19 protein-coding genes and 1 other annotated feature are annotated in these 18,664 nt (G+C 47.8%); of the genes, 5 read left to right on the top strand and 14 right to left on the bottom strand.

Annotated elements, in window-relative coordinates:
• Positions 1–72 precede the first annotated feature (72 nt).
• From FB479_RS11495 to FB479_RS11475, 5 genes are all read left to right on the top strand, one after another.
• On the top strand, positions 73–279 hold the full coding sequence (locus FB479_RS11495; protein WP_047068940.1) for a ferredoxin: 207 nt from the start codon (positions 73–75) through the stop codon (positions 277–279).
• Between the two features lie 369 nt (positions 280–648).
• Positions 649–896, top strand: a binding site (T-box leader).
• A 70-nt stretch (positions 897–966) separates the two neighbouring features.
• A complete protein-coding gene (locus FB479_RS11490; RefSeq protein WP_106652994.1) occupies positions 967–2,121 on the top strand; it encodes a pyridoxal-phosphate-dependent aminotransferase family protein in 1,155 nt (384 codons plus the stop codon).
• Positions 2,114–3,697 (top strand): phosphoglycerate dehydrogenase, encoded by a 1,584-nt coding sequence (gene serA, locus FB479_RS11485; RefSeq protein WP_106652993.1) that lies wholly within the window; start codon positions 2,114–2,116, stop codon positions 3,695–3,697. Before FB479_RS11490 ends, serA begins: the two co-directional genes overlap by 8 nt.
• A gap of 119 nt (positions 3,698–3,816) precedes the next feature.
• Positions 3,817–5,100 (top strand): ArsB/NhaD family transporter, encoded by a 1,284-nt coding sequence (locus FB479_RS11480; RefSeq protein WP_106652992.1) that lies wholly within the window; start codon positions 3,817–3,819, stop codon positions 5,098–5,100.
• A gap of 13 nt (positions 5,101–5,113) precedes the next feature.
• The gene (locus FB479_RS11475) at positions 5,114–5,389 is read left to right on the top strand and encodes a hypothetical protein (protein WP_232029926.1); all 276 of its coding nucleotides are present in this window, start codon (positions 5,114–5,116) and stop codon (positions 5,387–5,389) included.
• 40 nt (positions 5,390–5,429) lie between these two features.
• Here FB479_RS11475 and FB479_RS11470 read toward each other — a convergent pair whose 3' ends face one another.
• The 14 genes from FB479_RS11470 to FB479_RS11405 all read right to left on the bottom strand — a co-directional run bounded on the left by FB479_RS11470 (position 5,430) and on the right by FB479_RS11405 (position 18,645).
• Positions 5,430–6,560, bottom strand: a complete 1,131-nt coding sequence (locus tag FB479_RS11470; RefSeq protein WP_106652991.1) for an HAD family hydrolase — start codon at positions 6,558–6,560, stop codon at positions 5,430–5,432.
• 14 nt (positions 6,561–6,574) lie between these two features.
• The gene (locus tag FB479_RS11465) at positions 6,575–8,359 is read right to left on the bottom strand and encodes an ATP-binding protein (protein WP_142065156.1); all 1,785 of its coding nucleotides are present in this window, start codon (positions 8,357–8,359) and stop codon (positions 6,575–6,577) included.
• A 1-nt stretch (position 8,360) separates the two neighbouring features.
• Positions 8,361–9,077, bottom strand: coding sequence for a response regulator transcription factor (locus tag FB479_RS11460; protein WP_012686105.1), 717 nt, complete (start codon positions 9,075–9,077; stop codon positions 8,361–8,363).
• A gap of 88 nt (positions 9,078–9,165) precedes the next feature.
• Positions 9,166–10,395 carry a c-type cytochrome biogenesis protein CcsB gene (gene ccsB, locus FB479_RS11455; protein WP_142065154.1) on the bottom strand — a complete coding sequence of 410 codons (1,230 nt, stop codon included), beginning with the start codon at positions 10,393–10,395 and terminating at the stop codon, positions 9,166–9,168.
• Between the two features lie 24 nt (positions 10,396–10,419).
• Entirely contained in the window at positions 10,420–12,054 is a 1,635-nt protein-coding gene (resB, locus tag FB479_RS11450) for a cytochrome c biogenesis protein ResB (RefSeq protein WP_142065683.1), read from the bottom strand.
• Between the two features lie 13 nt (positions 12,055–12,067).
• Positions 12,068–12,592: a thiol-disulfide oxidoreductase ResA gene (gene resA / locus FB479_RS11445; protein WP_106652987.1), complete on the bottom strand. Its 525-nt coding sequence runs from the start codon at positions 12,590–12,592 to the stop codon at positions 12,068–12,070.
• Between the two features lie 108 nt (positions 12,593–12,700).
• Positions 12,701–13,450 (bottom strand): pseudouridine synthase, encoded by a 750-nt coding sequence (locus tag FB479_RS11440; protein WP_106652986.1) that lies wholly within the window; start codon positions 13,448–13,450, stop codon positions 12,701–12,703.
• 113 nt (positions 13,451–13,563) lie between these two features.
• Entirely contained in the window at positions 13,564–14,097 is a 534-nt protein-coding gene (locus FB479_RS11435; RefSeq protein ID WP_007724050.1) for a spore maturation protein, read from the bottom strand.
• Positions 14,098–14,108: 11 nt separating this feature from the next.
• Positions 14,109–14,699: a nucleoside recognition domain-containing protein gene (locus FB479_RS11430; protein WP_106652985.1), complete on the bottom strand. Its 591-nt coding sequence runs from the start codon at positions 14,697–14,699 to the stop codon at positions 14,109–14,111.
• Positions 14,692–15,861 carry a D-alanyl-D-alanine carboxypeptidase family protein gene (locus FB479_RS11425; RefSeq protein ID WP_142065152.1) on the bottom strand — a complete coding sequence of 390 codons (1,170 nt, stop codon included), beginning with the start codon at positions 15,859–15,861 and terminating at the stop codon, positions 14,692–14,694. The genes FB479_RS11430 and FB479_RS11425 overlap by 8 nt, the downstream gene beginning before the upstream one ends.
• Before the next feature lie 145 nt (positions 15,862–16,006).
• Complete coding sequence (gene scpB, locus FB479_RS11420) at positions 16,007–16,591, bottom strand: SMC-Scp complex subunit ScpB (protein WP_106652983.1); 585 nt, start codon at positions 16,589–16,591, stop codon at positions 16,007–16,009.
• Positions 16,581–17,345 carry a segregation/condensation protein A gene (locus tag FB479_RS11415; RefSeq protein WP_106652982.1) on the bottom strand — a complete coding sequence of 255 codons (765 nt, stop codon included), beginning with the start codon at positions 17,343–17,345 and terminating at the stop codon, positions 16,581–16,583. The genes scpB and FB479_RS11415 overlap by 11 nt, the downstream gene beginning before the upstream one ends.
• Positions 17,346–17,364: 19 nt before the next feature.
• Positions 17,365–18,033 (bottom strand): site-2 protease family protein, encoded by a 669-nt coding sequence (locus FB479_RS11410; protein WP_106652981.1) that lies wholly within the window; start codon positions 18,031–18,033, stop codon positions 17,365–17,367.
• Positions 18,034–18,213: 180 nt separating this feature from the next.
• Complete coding sequence (locus FB479_RS11405) at positions 18,214–18,645, bottom strand: peptidylprolyl isomerase (RefSeq protein WP_106652980.1); 432 nt, start codon at positions 18,643–18,645, stop codon at positions 18,214–18,216.
• Between the last annotated feature and the right edge of the window lie 19 nt (positions 18,646–18,664).

Below are 18,664 nucleotides of genomic sequence, written 5' to 3'. Positions count from 1 at the left end.
ATCTTGTCACCAAGAGCATACAATGATCTATGATAGTGGACGTACCACTTCGGTATGGGAGGTGAAACCACGATGACTACATGGGTAGATAAAGATACTTGTATTGCTTGCGGTGCTTGTGGCGCCACGGCTCCTGACGTCTTTGATTACGACGATGAGGGCCTTGCGTTCAACAAGTTGGATGACAACTCTAACAGTGTTGAAATCCCGGATATCCTGCATGACGATGTTCGTGATGCTGCTGAAGGATGCCCGACCGACTCTATTAAAGTGGAATAGTATTCCATCTACTAATGGAAGAGACCTCTTACGTACTTCGGTATGTAAGAGGTTTTTCATTTTTCCCTCCTCTCCTCCACTGAACGAATGATCGACAACTTCCCGTTCCTTCTTTTGTGTTTTTTCGGTAAGATAAAAGCAACAGCAAAAACCGAACATTAAAATGCGTTTTTTCCATTTTTTGTGATGTCAATATCTCAATGTTCGTGTTTTGGTCATTTTCATGTTGCTTCAAGCAACAAATTGAGTATTATTCACGAACGATAACCGATATAAAATAATTAATGTTCATTTTTTCTCGTTTTTCTTCTTGACGGTGTTATTTTGACGTGATATCGTAAGTACAAATCTTACGAAACACCTTATAAAACAACAGCGATGACGAAGAAACGCTGTGATTGAGAAATCCCCAGAGAGCCGATGGTTGCTGCGAATCGGCGGTTTCTCCCACGGTTAAGCACTTCTGAGCTGCTGCGTTGAAAATGGACTCACCATCCCAGTAGACGCAAACGGTAGATCCGTTATCTCTTTTAGGTCATGTACCTACCAAGGCTCTTTTTTGAGAAAAAAGGAGCGAATGAGGGTGGCACCGCGAAGCAAAGCCTCTCGTCCCTCACTGTTCTGTAATAGGAGCAGTGTGAGAACGGGAGGTTTTTTTGATATGCACATATTTAGGAGGAGAGAACCATGTTTGCAGACAAAATGATTTTGAGAATCCCTGGCCCTACCCCCATTCCACCACGTGTCCAAACGGCGATGAGCCAACCGATGATTGGACACCGCAGCGGTAAATTTTCCGCTCTTTTCGCTCGTACTGCTGAAAGACTGAAGCCTTACTTTGGCACCAAGCAGGACGTATACATCTTGGCCGGTAGCGGAACGAGTGCTCTGGAGATGGGCGTCGTAAACACGCTCCAACCAGGCGATGAAGCTGCCATCCTCGTCAGCGGTGCATTTGGTGAGCGCTTTGCAAAAATTTGCGAGCGTTACGGTGTAATCGCCCATCGGTTGGAAGTACCTTGGGGAAAAGCAGTAACACCTGAATTGGTTGAAACATTCCTGCAAAAAAAGCCGCAAGTAAAAGCCGTATTCGCTACCTACTGTGAAACATCCACTGGCGTAGAAAATCCGATTGCTGACTTGGCGAAGGCAATCCGCACTCATTCGGACGCCCTCTTCATTGTGGATGCGGTAAGCAACCTCGGTGCGGTTCCATGCGAGATGGACGCTTGGGGTGTCGATATTGTGGTAACTGGCTCGCAAAAAGCTTTCATGCTGCCAACAGGTCTTGCCTTCCTCGCTGCGAGTGAACGCGCATGGCAAGTAATTGAGCAAAACAAATCGCTCGCCTTCTATCTGGACCTGAAAGCATACCGCAAGAGCTTGGCAGAGCAAACAACACCGTATACGCCTGCTGTATCTCTCATTTTCGGTCTCGCCGAGGTATTGGATATGATGGAGGAAGAAGGCTTGCCAGCTATCGTAAAGCGCCATGAACTGATGAGAGATATGACTCGCGCAGCGATGAAAGCATTAAACATCAAACTGATGGCGGAAGATCAGTACGCATCGACGACCGTTACTTCTTGCGATCCTGAGGGTGTCTTTCATGCAGAAGCTCTCCGCAAAATGTTGACTCAGCAATTCAACATCACGATTGCTGGCGGCCAGCAGCACCTGAAAGGAAAGATCTTCCGCATCGGGCACATGGGTTATTGCGAGCCATTGGATGTCCTGCAAGTCATTTCTGCCATCGAATTGTCGCTTCACCAAATCGGTGCCCCAGTTGAGCTGGGTGCTGGTGTAAAAGCTGCTCAGGAGGTGCTCATTGCACATGTATAAAGTACTCATTACAGACCCACTTAGCGAATTTGGAATTCAACAGCTCTTGGACGCTTCTGATGTAGAAGTTGTTCGTCAAACAAACCTCTCTCCTGCCGAACTGATCGATGTGATTGGCGACTACGATGCACTCCTCGTACGCAGCCAAACTCAAGTAACAGCTGAAGTACTCGCTGCTGGCAAAAAGCTGAAGGCAGTCGGTCGTGCCGGTGTTGGGGTCGATAACATTGATATCAACGCTGCCACCCAAGCAGGTATTCCAGTCATCAACGCTCCAGACGGCAACACCATCTCTACTGCAGAGCATTCGTTTGCCATGCTGATGGCTGTCGCTCGCAACATCCCTCAAGCTCACAAGAAGCTGGTAGACGGTACGTGGGATCGCAAAAGCTTCCAAGGGGTTGAGTTGAACAACAAAGTACTGGGAGTCATCGGTATGGGCCGTATCGGTTCAGAGGTTGCGAAGCGTGCGAAAGCATTTGGCATGACCGTCATGGGCTTTGATCCTTTCATGACCGAGGAACGTGCACAAAAGATGGGTGTAACCAACGCAACTGTGGATGAAATTTGCCGCAAAGCAGATTTCATTACCGTCCATACTCCGCTGACAAAAGAAACCCGCCATATCATCAGCACGCGTGAATTCGCGAAAATGAAAGATGGCGTTCGCTTGATCAACTGCGCTCGCGGGGGAATTATTGACGAGAAGGCTCTCTACGAAGCGATTACCACAGGAAAAGTCGCGGGGGCAGCTCTGGACGTTTACGAAGAAGAACCACCTGTAGACAACCCTCTCGTCGGTCTGCCACAAGTGGTAACGACTCCACATCTAGGAGCTTCGACGATTGAAGCACAAGAAAACGTGGCCGTAGACGTATCGGAAGAAATCCTGAAGGTTCTTCGTGACCAGCCATTTAAAAACGCCGTGAATTTGCCTTCGATCCCTGCGCACGTTATGGAAAAAGTCCAACCGTACTTTACGTTGGGTGAAAAGCTGGGCCATTTCCTTGCCCAAGTGACAGTAGGTTCTATTTCGGAGATTTCGATCAAATATAGCGGTGAGTTGACGGATGTAGACACGTCCCCGCTGACTCGCACAGTCCTCAAAGGTGTACTGTCCTTCCGCCTGGGCGAGGAAGTCAACTATGTGAACGCCCCGATTCTTGCAAAAGTGCGTGACATCACCGTAACGGAGCAAAAGGCAGCCCAAAACAAAGGCTTTACGAACTTACTGACCGTTAGCTTAAAAACGACGCAAGAGACACGCACAGTGGCTGGAACGCGACTCAATGGTTACGGTGCGCGTATTGTAAAAATTGACGACTTTGCGATTGACGTAGCGCCTGAGGGCTACCTCCTCTACATCCACCATAATGACCGTCCAGGTGTGATTGGTCGTGTCGGCTCAATCTTGGGTGAAAACAGCGTGAACATCGCAACGATGCAGGTAGGACGCCGTGATATTGGTGGAGACGCGATCATGATGCTGTCTGTTGACAAACCATTGACGCCAGAGCTTCTCGACACGATGGGTGAACTGGCGGAAGTAAAAAGCGTTACACAAATCGAGCTGTAGGCCTCTATCCAAATCGAGAAAACAGACCTGGCTAAATGCCGGGTCTTTTTCTTTACCCTTATTTTGGTTAGAGCTATAATGGGACAAGATAATTCTACACACCAAGGAAGGAGCTTCTTATGACGAACCAGGCATTATTCGCTATTGGTATCTTTTTAGTTACCTATGCATTTATTATTAGCGAAAAGTTACATCGAACCATCGTCGCCATGTCTGGCGGAATTCTCATGGTCTTGTTCGGGATCGTTACACAGGAACAAGCGATTCACCATATCGACTTTAACACGCTCGGCCTACTCATCGGGATGATGATTTTGGTTGCCATTACAGCACAGACCGGCGTATTCAAGTATATGGCCATCCGCGCAGCAAAACTGGCAAAAGGAAAACCGATCCGCATTCTCGTCTACCTGAGCTTGATCACGGCCGTTGCTTCCGCTTTTCTGGACAACGTCACCACCGTTCTTCTCATCGTTCCCGTGACGTTTAGCATTGCACGCCAGCTTGAGCTTAATCCGATACCGTTTTTGATTAGTGAGATCATCGCCTCGAACACCGGCGGGACCGCTACGTTGATCGGTGACCCGCCGAATATCATGATCGGCAGCTCTGTTCCCGAGCTCGACTTTATGAAGTTTCTCGTGAATTTGAGCCCCGTTATCATCGTGATTATGGCTGTAACCGTTGTTTGCTTGGTCCTGATCTATCGGAAGCAGCTAGTTACTTCGCCTGAGTTGAGTGCAAAAATCATGCAGTTAAATGAACGCGATGAAATTACTGACACCCGTTTACTGAAAAAATCCTTAACCGTCATGGCGCTGACGATTCTCGGCTTCATGCTGCATGGAGCCCTTCATTTAGAATCAGCCACGATCGCTCTGACAGGTGCATTTCTGTTACTTCTGCTCACAGGAGAGCACTATCTGGAAGATGCAATCAGCAAAGTGGAATGGAATACGATCTTTTTCTTCATCGGTCTGTTTGTCCTCGTCTCCGGTTTAGTTGAGACAGGTGTGATCGCAAAACTCGCCGATGAAGCGATGAAACTAACGGGTGGAGATTCACTGAAGACCTCCCTGTTGATCCTCTGGTTGAGTGCGATCGCCTCTGCCTTTGTTGACAACATCCCGTTTGTTGCTACCATGATTCCGATGATCAAGGAAATGGGAGCCCTCGGGATTACCAACCTGGAGCCTCTTTGGTGGAGCCTTGCACTTGGAGCGTGTTTAGGAGGGAACGGTACCTTGATTGGGGCTAGTGCCAACGTGATTGTTGCTGGCTTGGCTGCAAAAGAAGGACATCATATCGGCTTTTTCAGCTTTATGAAGGTCGCCTTCCCGCTAATGATCATGTCTATCTTGATTGCTCATGTCTACGTTTACCTGCGCTATTTTATTTGGTGAGGAGGAATCCCTATTGTTCCATTACACCTTTAATGAAGAGGAAATCGAGATCAAGGAACAAATTTCGCAGCAAGATGCTACCTACCACATTGTCGTTAAATCTGAGTCCATGCGAGCACGTGTCAAAGAAGTACGGCGTTATTTTGAGGGGAACAAAGACTACACGGATGTCCTGTTTTTTTCACGAGAGGATGGTTCTTTCGAAGTTATCGTTAGGGCTAACATGATTGAATCCTTTTTGATTCATGCCTTTCGCTTCAAATGCTTGAAATCGATTTGTTGGGAATAAAAAAACTCCGCCGTTTCTACATACGGCGGAGTTTCTTTGTTTACAGAATGGAAAGGATATCGCGAACATCATCGAGAATAAAATCTGCTTTTTCCTCTTCAAACTTGCTGCGCGCGTCTTGACCAGACAGACCAGTCAATGTCGCTGCAAACTTGCAACCGATCGAGCGAGCCGCTAGAAAGTCTGCGAGTGAATCGCCGACAATCAGCACTTCTTCTCCATTTTCGATTGGCAACGAAAAATGGACAGCATCGCTTATCGGTGCATCGAGTCCGAGCAACCCTTTTACATAGGAATAAGGGTGTGGCTTGGACATCGGCGCAAAGCTAGGAAATGCTTCTTCCGCATCGAGTACGTGAGAGGCAGTTACGACACGGTTTGGGTCGAACCATTCCAGTATGTTCATCTCACTGAGTGGAACATGCGTCTCGATGGTAGGGCGTCCTGTTCCAATCCCCAATGTGTATCCTTTTTCTTTTAACGTACGGAACAACTCGACCATTTCTGCTGGTGGTACAATCGGAATCTCGTCAGTCAAGAAGCCCTTCTTGCCTGGCTGCATGGTTTCACGGCCAATCGATGCCGCCACGCGCTCATCACCGAGATACCATTCTTGAAACGTCTTTTGAATCAATTGCCATAGATCACTATTGCGTGAAAACATTTCTGTTGAAATACCGCAACGCTCTTTTGCAATTTGATTCAAGTAGAGCAGCATTTCTGCTTTTTGTGCGGAACCTTTGGCAAAATCAGCGGTGAACGCTGCGTAGTCTACTTGGAAATCAGGAGCATAAGTGGCAGCCCACTCTTTCACTTTTGCCAGTTGCGGTCGATCAATTTGTTCGACAAGAAGGCTAGTTGCTTCTGGAACTTGCGTTTTAACCGCTTCAATCAACCGAATCAACTGATAGGAAAACGCGAGGAAAACCATGTCCCAGTTGGAGTTGATTCCACGTGACTTGATGAAGTTCAGCACTTCATCACGAGCGAAAACTTGCTCGCGCACTCGTCTGATTTGCGCTTCTTCTGGAGCAGGTGTGAATTCCTCGCCTGCAAGGCCCACATACTGCGGGCTGTACAAAAATTCCCACACTGTCAATGCAGAAGCATCAAAGTAACGCTCTTCACTCAACATAACCCCGTCAACATCAAATAAGATCGTTTTGATCATTTCTCTCTACACTCCTATTTGTTTTTATGTAGCATCAAGGCGATTGTAAAAGTCGTTCCCTCACCCAGTTTACTTTGCACACTGATGGTGCCCCCGTGTGCCTCGACAAGGTTTTTCGCGATGGCTAGTCCAAGACCAGTTCCACCTAGTCGTCCACGTGTACGAGCCTTGTCAGCTTTATAGAATCGTTCAAAAACAAACGGCAAATCTTCTTGCGGAATGCCACTTCCTGTATCGCTTATCTCAACCAGCAACGTTTTATCCCCGCGAGCCCGAATGGTGACGCTTCCCCCACTTGGCGTATGTCGCAGCGCATTATCGATCAAGTTCGTTAGTACTTGCTCCATCCGATCAGGATCAATGAGCACATGCGTGTGCGTCGTGGATATTTCGAGGAAGAGATGGATTTCGCGTTCTCTCGCCAAATTCGTGAATTTACGCTGAATGCGCTCCAAATACGGACGCAGTTCCATCGTCTCCTGGAACAATTCAACATGCCCCGCTTCCATCCGTGCCAAGCTGAGTAATTCATTCACCAGCTTGGTCATACGCGCTGACTCGTCATAGATGATCTGTGCCAATTCTTTATGCTCTTCCGGTGTAGCTACGATATCGTCCACAATCGCTTCACTGTACCCTTGCAACATGGATAAAGGTGTTCGCAGCTCATGGGATACGTTAGCTACGAAATCATTACGCATCTTATCCAGTTTGCGCTCCTGCGTGATGTCCCGAAGAACTGCGACAGCTCCACGGATTTGATCCCGATCATTCAAAGGTACCATGACAACGGACCATATCCGTCCTTGAACAGGGATATCCTCTGTCACTTCCTGTCCGGTTTGCAAAACCTGCTGATAGAACGAGAACAGCGGCACAGGCTCATCCAAATGCTCGAAATTCCAATCTCGCAAAAATCGTTCTGCTGGCGGATTCGTTACGGCCAGCTTGCCGTTCGCATCTATCATCACAACACCATCTACCATGCTTCTAAGAACGCTCGCCAGCTGCTCTTTCTCTTTGGACAGTGCATCAACTAACTGATTGAGCTTGCTTGCCATCGTGTTAAAAGAAGCCGCCAGCTCACCAGTCTCGTCTTGGGTCTTAATCGGGATTTCAGCATGAAAGTCCCCTTCCGCAATGCGATGGGCCGTTTCTTTCATCTGACGTAATGGAATCGTAAGACGTGATGAGAGGAAAAAGGCAAATACAGTGGTAGAGACAAATCCGATGACACCAACCACAAAGATTAAAAATCTGACTTCACTAACCGTATCATCAAAATCTTCAATCGCCTGATACATGACCACTGCTCCCGTTTTCCCTGCTGCCATTTCTAAAGGCACGGCGACCGCAAGCAGCTCATGCTTGTTGTTCGTGTGATCAGCGGAATTCTCCACATCAATATAAATCGTTTTGGGAGCAGGATGCTTACCTGCCAGCGCCTCTGGCAAACCCAATGCTGGATTTTGGAGCAATTGTGCTACTGGAATACGAGGGAGCCCAGCCCCCTCGCTCATACCGACTTGCTTGCCTTTTTCATCTAGAATGACCATACCCGTATGATGGACCAAGCCAAACCTGGAAGCCATCTCCATAGCTGCTGTCATATCCGGACTCTGCGCCAAACCGATTGCGATACCGTCTGCCAGATCGTGCAAATTCTTGGACTGTCGATTGCTATAAAAGCTGTCAAAGGATTGAACGAGCAACAAACTAAAGATCGTCAAGACGAGAGCAAATAAGGCAATAATGGTCATCCATAGCTTTCCGACTACACTGCGAAAAATAACGTCCACTTTACTTAGGCACCTCTAGCTTGTATCCGACGCCCCAAACCGTGGCGATCATATTGGCAGCTTGCGGAGAAACACGGTTCAATTTTTCGCGAAGACGCTTGATATGTGTGTCCACCGTGCGCAAATCGCCAAAGAACTCGTAGTGCCACACATCTTTTAACAGTTCTTCACGCGTAAACACTTTATCCGGTGACAATGCCAGATAGTGCAACAGCTCATACTCTTTTGGAGTCAGGCTCACTTCCTGGCCGCTTGCAATGACTTTGTGTGCATCGTGGTCAATGGTCAATTCCGGGAAAACAAGAACAGAATGACTGTTGAATGTCTCTGTCTTCAAATAAGCTGTTGCGGAAGAGCGACGAAGAATCGCTTTTACCCGGTACATGACCTCACGTGGGCTGAACGGTTTCACGACATAATCGTCCACCCCTGCCTCAAACCCGTGAACGCGGTTTGTTTCTTCCCCTTTTGCGGTCAGCATAATAATAGGGGTTGCCTTGAATTCACGAACACGCTGGCATACCTCAATCCCGTCCATTCCTGGCAGCATCAAGTCGAGCAAAATGATATCATAGTCACTTCCCACAGCCATTTCGACTGCTTGCTCTCCATTATCTGCTTCATCAATGAGGAAGTTTTCTCTTTCCAAATACATTTTCAGAAGTCTGCGAATGCGCTCTTCATCGTCCACTACGAGAATACGTGCCATTTTTTCCATCTGGAACACCTCTTGCTCTCATAATATCGTAAAACCGTTAGAAGATAGTCCAAAAAGCTGGTGGTAAAACCAGCTTTTCGAGGAAATTCTACACCCCAGCGTAAGAGTGCAAACCAGCAATGACCAAGTTGACCACGACCAGTGTAATCAAAATAATGACAAACCCGATGACGGACATCCATGCTGATTTTGCACCGATCCATCCTCTGGATAGACGCAAGTGCAAGTAGGCACTGTAGAAGAGCCAAACAATTAACGCCCATACTTCCTTCGGGTCCCAGCCCCAGAATCGTCCCCATGCCTCTTCTGCCCAAATCATCGCAAAGATAAGGGCCCCAAGGGTAAACACCGGGTATCCGATACTGATCGCTCGATAGCTAATCTCATCCAGTAGATCAGGATCGACACTCTCGACGGAAGGCTTGATAGCAGCCCCTAACCGTTTGCGGAAAATCAAGCGCATACCGCCGTAAATAACCACACCTGTAATAACTGACCACAGCATCGTGTTCAATTTACGTGCAGCGTCTTTTCCTTCCATCCAGGTAGGTGCCTCAAAGAGTGGTGACATCGGCCCTTCCTTGATGATGGTTGAATCAGCAGGTGCAACAATTGCAGGCAGGATATACTCTACTTTCGGTTTTACCATCTGTCCTGCTGCATTCATTTCTTCTTTCTTCATCTCGAATACCGTCTTTTGATCCATACGAGCAAACGTAGAATCCATCAAAATGAATCCAACGAGCATCAGGACCACAGCCAGCACGATCTCCAGCCATTTCGTACTTTTCGTGGAAATATGCTGTGGAACGGTACGGATCAAATACATCAGACCCGCTGCAAAACCAACCGCCAAAATCCCTTCACCCAGTGCAGCAGTCGTCACGTGAATATGCAGCCAGTAGCTCTGCAAAGACGGAATTAATGGGGTGATTTCCTTCGGGAACACGTACGAATACGCGAGCATGATAACCCCAAGCGGAAGGACGAACGCTCCAATCGAGGTCAGCTTGTAGATCCGGTAAATAATTAAGTAGGCCAAGATAATACAGTAATCCAAGAATGCCATAAACTCAAACATGTTACTCGTCGGGCTATGGCCGCCGGCTATCCAGCGAGCAATCACATACCCTGTTTGCGCCACAAAACCGATAACGGCTAACCAATACGCAATCCGTCCATAGCGCTCTTCATGTTGTTTGGGATCACGCCCTGCCCAGTTTTTACCCGTCACGGCTACAGCGAAGACGATAGACGAGATTACGTAGAGCAGGAACGCGATATCCAGTAACCAGTCACTCAGTTGAATGAGCTGCACGTTGTTAGTACCCCCTTTGAAGCTTTAGGCCTTGGCCTTCGTTTTATCTTCTATCGTGACAGGGAGCTCCGCTTGTTTAACCAGCCCATCTACTTCTCTGCGCAGACCGAACCAGTTTTTATTCGTGTGAGCTGCTACCAAGATACTTCCCTCTTGCGTCTGTACCCAAACCCGACGATGCTGCCAGAACACACCGATTGCAACACCCGCAAGGAAAATGAATGAACCGAAATAAATTAGTGGCAATGCTTTGTCCACCCGTACATTCAGCCCTGCAATATCGATTAAATCAGGCATTTTGATGTCGAGTGCGTAACGCGGATCATTTTTCTGTGTAAGTATGGTTCCTTCTAGATACACCAATTTTTCGTTATACGTGCCATTTTCTCCAATGAGTTCCAATGCCACCATCGGATTTTTAGGCAAATTGGTTTTCGTGGCCGGCTTCCCGTCTTTTCCCATTACAAAATCGGGGAAGTAATCCAAAATCCGTACCGTAAACCCATCCGCAATGGTTTGCTCGGGCTGTGGATTGTACAGATCAATTTTGATAAGGCCGATCTCTTTTTTATTGTTTTTCAAATCGACCACTGTAAAATTGAGCGCTCCAAGCTGCATCTCTTGCACGCCGCTTTGATAAATGTAGAGACTGTCCTGCTCCATCGGATGATTCACGACGATCGGCCCCCTCTGCACTTCTACCAAATCCGGCTTTTTCCCTGGAACGTCAGCGCTTTTATTTTCATACAAAATGGCCTCTGTCTGGTAGCTCTTCACGATGGCTCCGCCCTTTAGCTCCAGTTGCTCCGGCATTTCTTCTTCCGACCAATACTCTGTCGTGTAGTTCTCATTTTTTATGTAGTAAGGGGTATTCGGAATCGCCATTGTTTGTCCCTCACGCACCCAGACGTACTCGTCCAAGTAAAAGCCAGGCAGGCTTCGCATCAGGGTACCGACCAAAAACAAGATCAGTCCGATGTGATTAATGTAAGGACCCCAACGGCTAAAACGGCCTTTTTCAGCCATAATCGCCCGTTCCGTGCGGAAAATGCGGTATCCTTTTTCTTTCAAAGCCAGAGCGGAGGCGTCCAGTATCGCTTCCTGATTGGCTTCTGGAGCAAGTTCACCCTCTGCAAACAGCTTTTGCCCTTTCAAAAAGGACTTGTGCTGGTTCAATCTAGGCTTGTTTAACGCTTTATACAACGGTACTACGCGGTCCAAACTACAGATAACCAAAGAAGTACCGAGCATAACCAGAAGCGTCACAAACCACCAGGACGAGTACATATTGTGAAATCCAAGGCCGTAGAAAATCGTTCCCAGCGTTCCATACGTTTCCGTATAAAAACGGGCAACATCCGCTTCAGTCGGTACGGGTACCGGTATGTACATTTGTTGCGGAAAGATGGTTCCGACTGCGGACGCCACTAAAATGACAATAATGATACCGATTGCAATTTTGACCGAAGAAAAAAAGTTCCAGACTCGATCGATTACCTTCGTCTTATTTGTTTGAGAACGTCTTGCCATTCCTTCATAACGCATGTCAGGAAACGATGTCTGCTCGTGGACTTCCACATTCAAAGGCTTCCCGCAAGACTCACAGAGCAGCGTCCCAACCGGGTTGGTATGACCGCATTCGCATTTTCGCTGATCCATCATTGCTCCTCACTTACGGCAAGATTTTTGTTATTTTCGACTCAATCATCGCTTCATCTAACTGCCCGATAAAAATGTCCTTCACTTCTCCATCTGGGTCGATGAAAAAGGTCGTCGGAATCGGACCGATTCGGTACAGCTTTGTAATTTGCGATTGGCGATCGAGCAAAATAGGGAAGTCAATCCCGAACTGCTTCACGAATGGTTCTACGGCAACTGGCGATTCTCCGATATTGACGCCGACTACAACCAATCCCTTGTCTTTAAATTTCGTGTATTGCTCTTGCAATGCCGGCATTTCTTCCTTACAGGGTTCACACCACGTGCCCCAGAAATTGAGGACAACGCCCTTTCCTTTCAAACTTTCCAGAGTCAGCTCTGGTCCATTCAATTGCTCCAAACTAAAATTAGGAGCATCGCTTCCTACTTTCACAGCACCGGGGTCCTTCACAAAGCTGGAATAGAGTGCAAAGACCAGCGCTACAAGCAAAACACCCAATACCGCGATCCTGACATATGTACGATTGCTTTTGTTCATGACGCCTTACTCCCATCTACTGCTAATAAATTGCATCCTTTTCCCATTCTATTATAGCGTTCCTAGTTTTTCCGACAGCGCACAACTTATGAACAGATTTTGAACGAATCAATGTCTCGACCGCGGGCTGCGCTTCTTTTGCACCAATCCCCGCTTCAAGCTCTCCACTTCCTCATGAGTAAGCTTGCGAAATTCGCCCGGCTTTAGCCCATCTAATGTGAGAAATCCTAAACGAATTCGCTCCAATGTCAATACTGGATGGCCAATCGCCTCACACATTCTGCGCACTTGGCGATTTCGTCCTTCATGAATGGTCAGTTCTACTAATGCCCTCTGGCTGCTAGACTCTGTCTTCAACAATTTGGACTCACCGGGAGAAGTCATGCCGTCTTCCAAACGAATGCCGGTTGCTAGCTTGCGCACTTTTTCCTGACTGGGGATTCCCCTTACCCATGCCCGATACACTTTATCAATTTCATAGCTTGGATGTGCCAGCCTGTTGGCAAGCTCCCCATCGTTCGTCAAGAGCAGCAAGCCGGAAGTATCGTAATCCAAGCGGCCTACTGGATATACCCGTTCTTTTATTCCCTTCAACAGATCGATCACTACCCGTCTGCCGCGCGGATCTGTGACGCTCGTAATGACACCAGTAGGCTTGTACAGCAAGAGATAGACATGTTGCTCCAGCTTAACCTGCTGTCCATTCACCACAATTTTGTCCTTGAGCGGATCGACTTTTATTCCCTGCTCTCGTACTACTTGGCCATTTACCTGCACCTTGCCTTGCGCAATCAATTCTTCACAATGGCGACGAGAGGCGACTCCAGCATGCGCCAATACTTTCTGTAAACGTTCCATCGTTGGTTCACCTCTACAACATCATACCCATTCTTACTAGTGTGGACAAGAAAAAGGGAAAAACTTCCCCAATCCAGGAGGAAGTTTTACGTGCCTACACTATTTGAACTCTTTTAAGCAAAAATGTAGGAGACAATGAGGAGCGAGAATATGACGCCTGCCAGGTCCGACCACAAGCCTACCTTTAGCGCATAAGCAGAATTGCGAATGCCAACTGCGCCAAAATAAACGGTTAGGACATACAGTGTCGTATCTGTACTCCCTTGCATAGTAGCTGCCAGTCTGCCCAAAAAAGAATCAGGACCGTACTGTGCGATCAGATCTGTTGCAATCGCAAGTGAGCCTGTTCCCGTCAACGGACGAAGCAACGCCAACGGGACCAGTTCTTCCGGAAAATGCAGCAGGTCAAGAAGTGGTTTGAGCGCGCGAAGCAATAGATCCAATGCTCCCGACTCCCGAAACATACTTACCGCCACCATCATGGCGATCAGGTGCGGGAGTATGCGAATCGTAGTGGTTAAGCCGCCTTTTGCTCCATCTACAAACGTCTCGTAGACGGGGACTTGTTTCCGCCACCCATACAACAAGACAAAGGCAATCGTAACGGGAATGGCCCAAAGAGAGAGCAGGGATACCCATTGGTACATAAGGACTCCCCCTATCTGTGTCTTCGTATATGCCGATAACGATACATGCGATCAATCAACAGGGCGACAATGGTGGCAGCAAAGGAAGATAACAGCGTAGTGCCTACGATTTCTACGGGATTCACGGAGCCATACTGCATGCGAATCGCGATCATCGTCGTAGGAATAATCGTAATGCTCGCCGTATTGATCGCCAGTAGCGTACACATGGCAGCCGATGCGTTTTGCTTGTCTGGATTCAACTTTTGGAGTTCTTCCATAGCTTTCAGCCCCATTGGCGTTGCTGCATTACCAAGCCCGAGTAGGTTTGCGCTCATATTTGAGAGGATATATCCCATTGCAGGGTGCCCTTTTGGTACATCGGGAAAAAGGACTTGAATGATCGGTGACAATACCCGCGCCAATAGTTCAAGGAGTCCTGACTTTTCTGCAATTCGCATCATTCCCATCCAAAAGGCGAGAACACTGAGGAGTCCGAGACTAACGGTTACGCCCGTCTTGGCTCCCTCAAACGCTGCTGCGTTGATCGCTTCCATCCGCCCCGTCATGGCCGCAACGACAATGCTAATGACTATAAGCCCGAGCCAGATGACATTAAGCACTCCACAGCCCCCCTGACACTATTACCCAAAACTGCTGCCACATGGATCGTGGACCTTGCGGAGCTGCGAAAGTCGGCGCATCCACACTGACTAGCAACGGAACCTGCCCAATCATCTTCTCTTTTAAATAGAGTTGAAGAAACCCTGCCAGTTGACCATTCATCTGCGATGTTACCGTTGATTCTCCCATAACGACACGCTTGTGAATCCCCTCTGCCTCTGCCGTTTGCAGTGGATACTGAAATGCGTTTGTTGTGACAAGATGAGTCCCTGCTTCCAGTGTGACTGGCGTGTCAGGCTTTACCTCCTGCCCTTTCTTGACCAGCTCTTGCAGCGGATAATTCGCAAAGCCCCAGTCCATCAGCTTGGCGGAGTCGTTCCAGTCATCAGAAGCATTCAGAGTAATCGTCGCCAACTGCCTCCCATCCCGTGTGGCAGAGGAAGCCAGGCAGCGCTTCGCCAGTTTGGTGTATCCCGTTTTCACACCATCAGCACCGTTGTAAAGGTGAAGCATCTTGTTTTTGTTCAGTAGCCGCCGGTCCCACTGTTCGCCTTCCCATGAAATATCCTTGACCTTCGTTGAGACGATTTGACGAAATACCGGATTATGTAAGGCGTAGGCGGACAGCTTTGCCATATCTTCCGGGGTGGAGTAATGCTGGTTACTGTCATCTAAGCCATGCGGATTGGTAAAATTTGTGTGTTCCATTCCAATCATCGCTGCCTTTTCATTCATTAAATACGTGAATCCAGGCACTGATCCTCCGATGTGCGTTGCAATGGTGACGGCTGCGTCATTGCCAGATCGCAGCATCAAACCGTACAGCAGCTCTTCAAGTGTAAGCTTCTCTCCATTTTTCAAGTAGATGGATGAGCCTTCTACGCCTACTGCTTGTGGGGGTACTGTTACCTGTGCATCCAGTTTGCCCATCTCAATCGCTACGATTGCTGTCATCGTTTTGGTCAGACTCGCAATCCTCATTTTTTTCGTACCGTTTTTGGAATAAAGAATTCGTCCACTCTCTACATCGATCAGCGCTGCACCTTCGGCTGACAAGCTGGGTGGAGCTGCAGCAGCTTTTACCATCGCTGCCGGCGTAAGAGCCAGCTGTATAAAAAGAAAAACGACGAGTACGCCGGACAGATATTTTCGTATGTTCATAACCGTCCTCCCCATTTGAAAACTTGGGGCTCACTCATGCCTATTAGGCGAGAGATAAGCCATCGTTATACCACGATACACAGGTTTGTACCATAGTATATGGGGACGAGTCGTATGATAGTACGAAAAACTGTCCGGGCTGTAACTAGTCGTTTGTTGGTTCTTCTGCTTTTCCGAATAGCGCTGATGCTTCCAGACGCGCTTCTTCGATATCAAGATTGACAGGTGGTTCTGGCAAATCCCCCAGTTCCCGTAAACCAAAATGCTCCAAAAATTCCTTGGTGGTCGCGTACAAAATAGGGCGTCCGATCCCCTCTGCTCTCCCCGCTTCGCGAATGAGTTGTTTGGATAAGAGGGTGTTCAGTGCTTTTTCGCATTTAACGCCACGGATTTCTTCAATCTCCGAACGGGTCAGGGGCTGCTTGTACGCAACAATAGCGAGTGTCTCCAATGCTGCTTGCGATAGCGTTGACTGGCCTGGTGATGTTGCTAGCCGTTCGAAATAGGGCACATGCTCGGGCAGAGTGGTCAGTTGATACGCTTTTGCCACTTCCACGATTTGAATACCGCGTCCTGCCCGGCGGAAGTCAGCTTTCATGTCTTCGATCAAGTCGATGACCTCTTCTTCCGACACCTCAGTGATTTCACTGATTTCTTTGGCATCGATTCCTTCATCACCCGAGATGAACAGCAAGCCCTCGATTACGCCTTTCAGCTTGTCATAGTCCATCGGTATGGGCTCCTTCCGTTCCGTTTTCACATATGATGATGTCTTGAAACAATTGATTTTGTACACAGGTAATATGCTTAGCCTTCATGAGCTCAAGCAAAGCGAGAAAGGTCGTCACAATCTCTGTACGCGTCGCCCCTTTAGTAAACAACTCCGAAAACCGAACCATCCCACTGCCACGTACCGCTTGGCGTATCTCCGTCATCCGATCCTTGATGGAGATTTCGTCGCGCGACACCTTGGTCATCGGTTCTTTTTCTTTCGTTTTCTTTACCAGCTTTTCCAGCGCGTTGATTAAATCGTAGAGGGTCACATTCGTTACGGTATGATCCTCTTCACGCACATAAGGAGACAAATTCTCTGCGGGACGCGTAAAGACTTGATTACGACCGATCTCCATTTCTCGCAAGTTCTCAGCAAGCATTTTATAGCGTTTGTACTCCAACAGACGTGCAACCAGTTCTTCACGCGGGTCGATCTCGTCTACATCCATATCGAGGAACTGCTGAAAGACATGCTCCTCCTTTTTGGGTAACAGCATCTTGCTTTTAATAGAGAGGAGCGTAGCCGCCATGACTACGAACTCACTGGCCACATCCAGTTGGAGCTCTTGCATCTTGTCAATCGTCGCGAGGTATTGCTCCGTAATTTCCGCTACCGGTATGTCGTAGATGTCCACCTCAGCCTTGTCGATCAGATGGAGCAACAGATCGAGTGGTCCCTCAAAGGAATCAAGTTTGATGCTGTAAGCCAAAAGTCGTCCCTCGTTTCCGTTAGATGAACACGCTTAAGATACTATTTCCAATTTGTTGAACCAATTCTAGGGCGATCCCATGGGGAATACCAAAAACGATTGAGCTGACCCCCGGGATAAAGATTAATAATAGGAGAATCCACGGCCCGTAGACTTCATAATTGTAAAACTTCCCATCCCAACTCCGTGGAGACAAAAATCGCAGTATTTTGTAACCGTCCAATGGCGGAATCGGCAAAAGGTTGAAAATGAATAGAGCTGTATTGATCAAAACAGAAAATCTTAGTGTCCAATCAATTGCGTAAGCCAATTTTTCATGCATTCCTACTAGTACTCCGGAATTAATTACTACGAAATACACCAAGTAAAACAATACCGCGAGTATCAGGTTAATTAATGGACCTGCAAATGAAACGTAAACAATCCCTAATCGCTTGTTCCCACGGAAATGCAGAGGGTTGATCGGCACTGGTCTCGCCCACCCAAATGGACCAAACAGAATGAGAATCAAACCAAACGGATCAATATGCGGGATTGGATTTAATGTTAAGCGGCCCTCCGATTTCGCCGTATTGTCACCCAGCTTCCAGGCGACAAAGGCATGCGCCCATTCATGCAAAGTGAAAGCGATAACGAACGCAATCAAGCGAAACGGTACCGTTTTCCAATCAAAATGAAAAAGATCCATTGCTTCCTCCAATCATGCGCGTTCAAAAAGTCATCTTTTTGAACAACCCCTGATAAAAATCGTCTATCTTCTAGCATACCAGCAGATAGATAGGCTTACAACCCCATTCCAGCTGGAACCAGCATGCATCCTGACGAAAAAACACCGACAAGGTATCCCTCATCGGTGTTCATGAAACTTCTATTCGCCTACGTTTACTGTACCCATTTTATCGCCTTGTTTGATTGCATCAACGTGTTCCATACCGGAAGTGACGCGACCAAATACTGTATGTACGCCATCGAGGTGAGGGAAAGCATCATACAAGATGAAGAATTGGCTTCCGCCTGTGTCTTTTCCTGCGTGTGCCATGGAAAGGTAACCGCGCAGATGCTTGTGTGGGTTTCCTTTTGTTTCACATTTGATGGTGTAACCAGGACCGCCTGTACCTGTTCCGTAAGGGCATCCGCCTTGTGCTACGAAGCCAGGGATAACACGGTGGAAGGACAGACCGTTGTAGAAGCCTTCGTTAGCCAATTTCTCAAAGTTTGCTACTGTGCCCGGAGCTTCTTGATCGAACAGCTCCAGCTCGATTTGGTTACCATTTTCCATGGTGATGAGCGCTTTTTTCATATGTTGAGCCTCCATACCT

This window comes from Brevibacillus sp. AG162 (assembly GCF_006715575.1).
In the GTDB taxonomy this organism is placed as follows: domain Bacteria; phylum Bacillota; class Bacilli; order Brevibacillales; family Brevibacillaceae; genus Brevibacillus; species Brevibacillus brevis.
This window is presented reverse-complemented; position numbering and strand designations above follow the sequence as displayed.

Coding starts and splice junctions, on each gene's coding strand:
- scpB (WP_106652983.1), bottom strand. CDS start 16,591: ATGGACTATGACAAGCTGAAAGGCGTAATCGAGGGCTTGCTGTTCATC.
- FB479_RS11435 (WP_007724050.1), bottom strand. CDS start 14,097: ATGTACCAATGGGTATCCCTGCTCTCTCTTTGGGCCATTCCCGTTACG.
- FB479_RS11490 (WP_106652994.1), top strand. CDS start 967: ATGTTTGCAGACAAAATGATTTTGAGAATCCCTGGCCCTACCCCCATT.
- FB479_RS11495 (WP_047068940.1), top strand. CDS start 73: ATGACTACATGGGTAGATAAAGATACTTGTATTGCTTGCGGTGCTTGT.
- FB479_RS11460 (WP_012686105.1), bottom strand. CDS start 9,077: ATGGAAAAAATGGCACGTATTCTCGTAGTGGACGATGAAGAGCGCATT.
- FB479_RS11405 (WP_106652980.1), bottom strand. CDS start 18,645: ATGAAAAAAGCGCTCATCACCATGGAAAATGGTAACCAAATCGAGCTG.
- resB (WP_142065683.1), bottom strand. CDS start 12,054: ATGGATCAGCGAAAATGCGAATGCGGTCATACCAACCCGGTTGGGACG.
- FB479_RS11480 (WP_106652992.1), top strand. CDS start 3,817: ATGACGAACCAGGCATTATTCGCTATTGGTATCTTTTTAGTTACCTAT.
- serA (WP_106652993.1), top strand. CDS start 2,114: ATGTATAAAGTACTCATTACAGACCCACTTAGCGAATTTGGAATTCAA.
- FB479_RS11440 (WP_106652986.1), bottom strand. CDS start 13,450: ATGGAACGTTTACAGAAAGTATTGGCGCATGCTGGAGTCGCCTCTCGT.
- resA (WP_106652987.1), bottom strand. CDS start 12,592: ATGAACAAAAGCAATCGTACATATGTCAGGATCGCGGTATTGGGTGTT.
- FB479_RS11470 (WP_106652991.1), bottom strand. CDS start 6,560: ATGATCAAAACGATCTTATTTGATGTTGACGGGGTTATGTTGAGTGAA.
- FB479_RS11425 (WP_142065152.1), bottom strand. CDS start 15,861: ATGAACATACGAAAATATCTGTCCGGCGTACTCGTCGTTTTTCTTTTT.
- FB479_RS11410 (WP_106652981.1), bottom strand. CDS start 18,033: ATGGATCTTTTTCATTTTGATTGGAAAACGGTACCGTTTCGCTTGATT.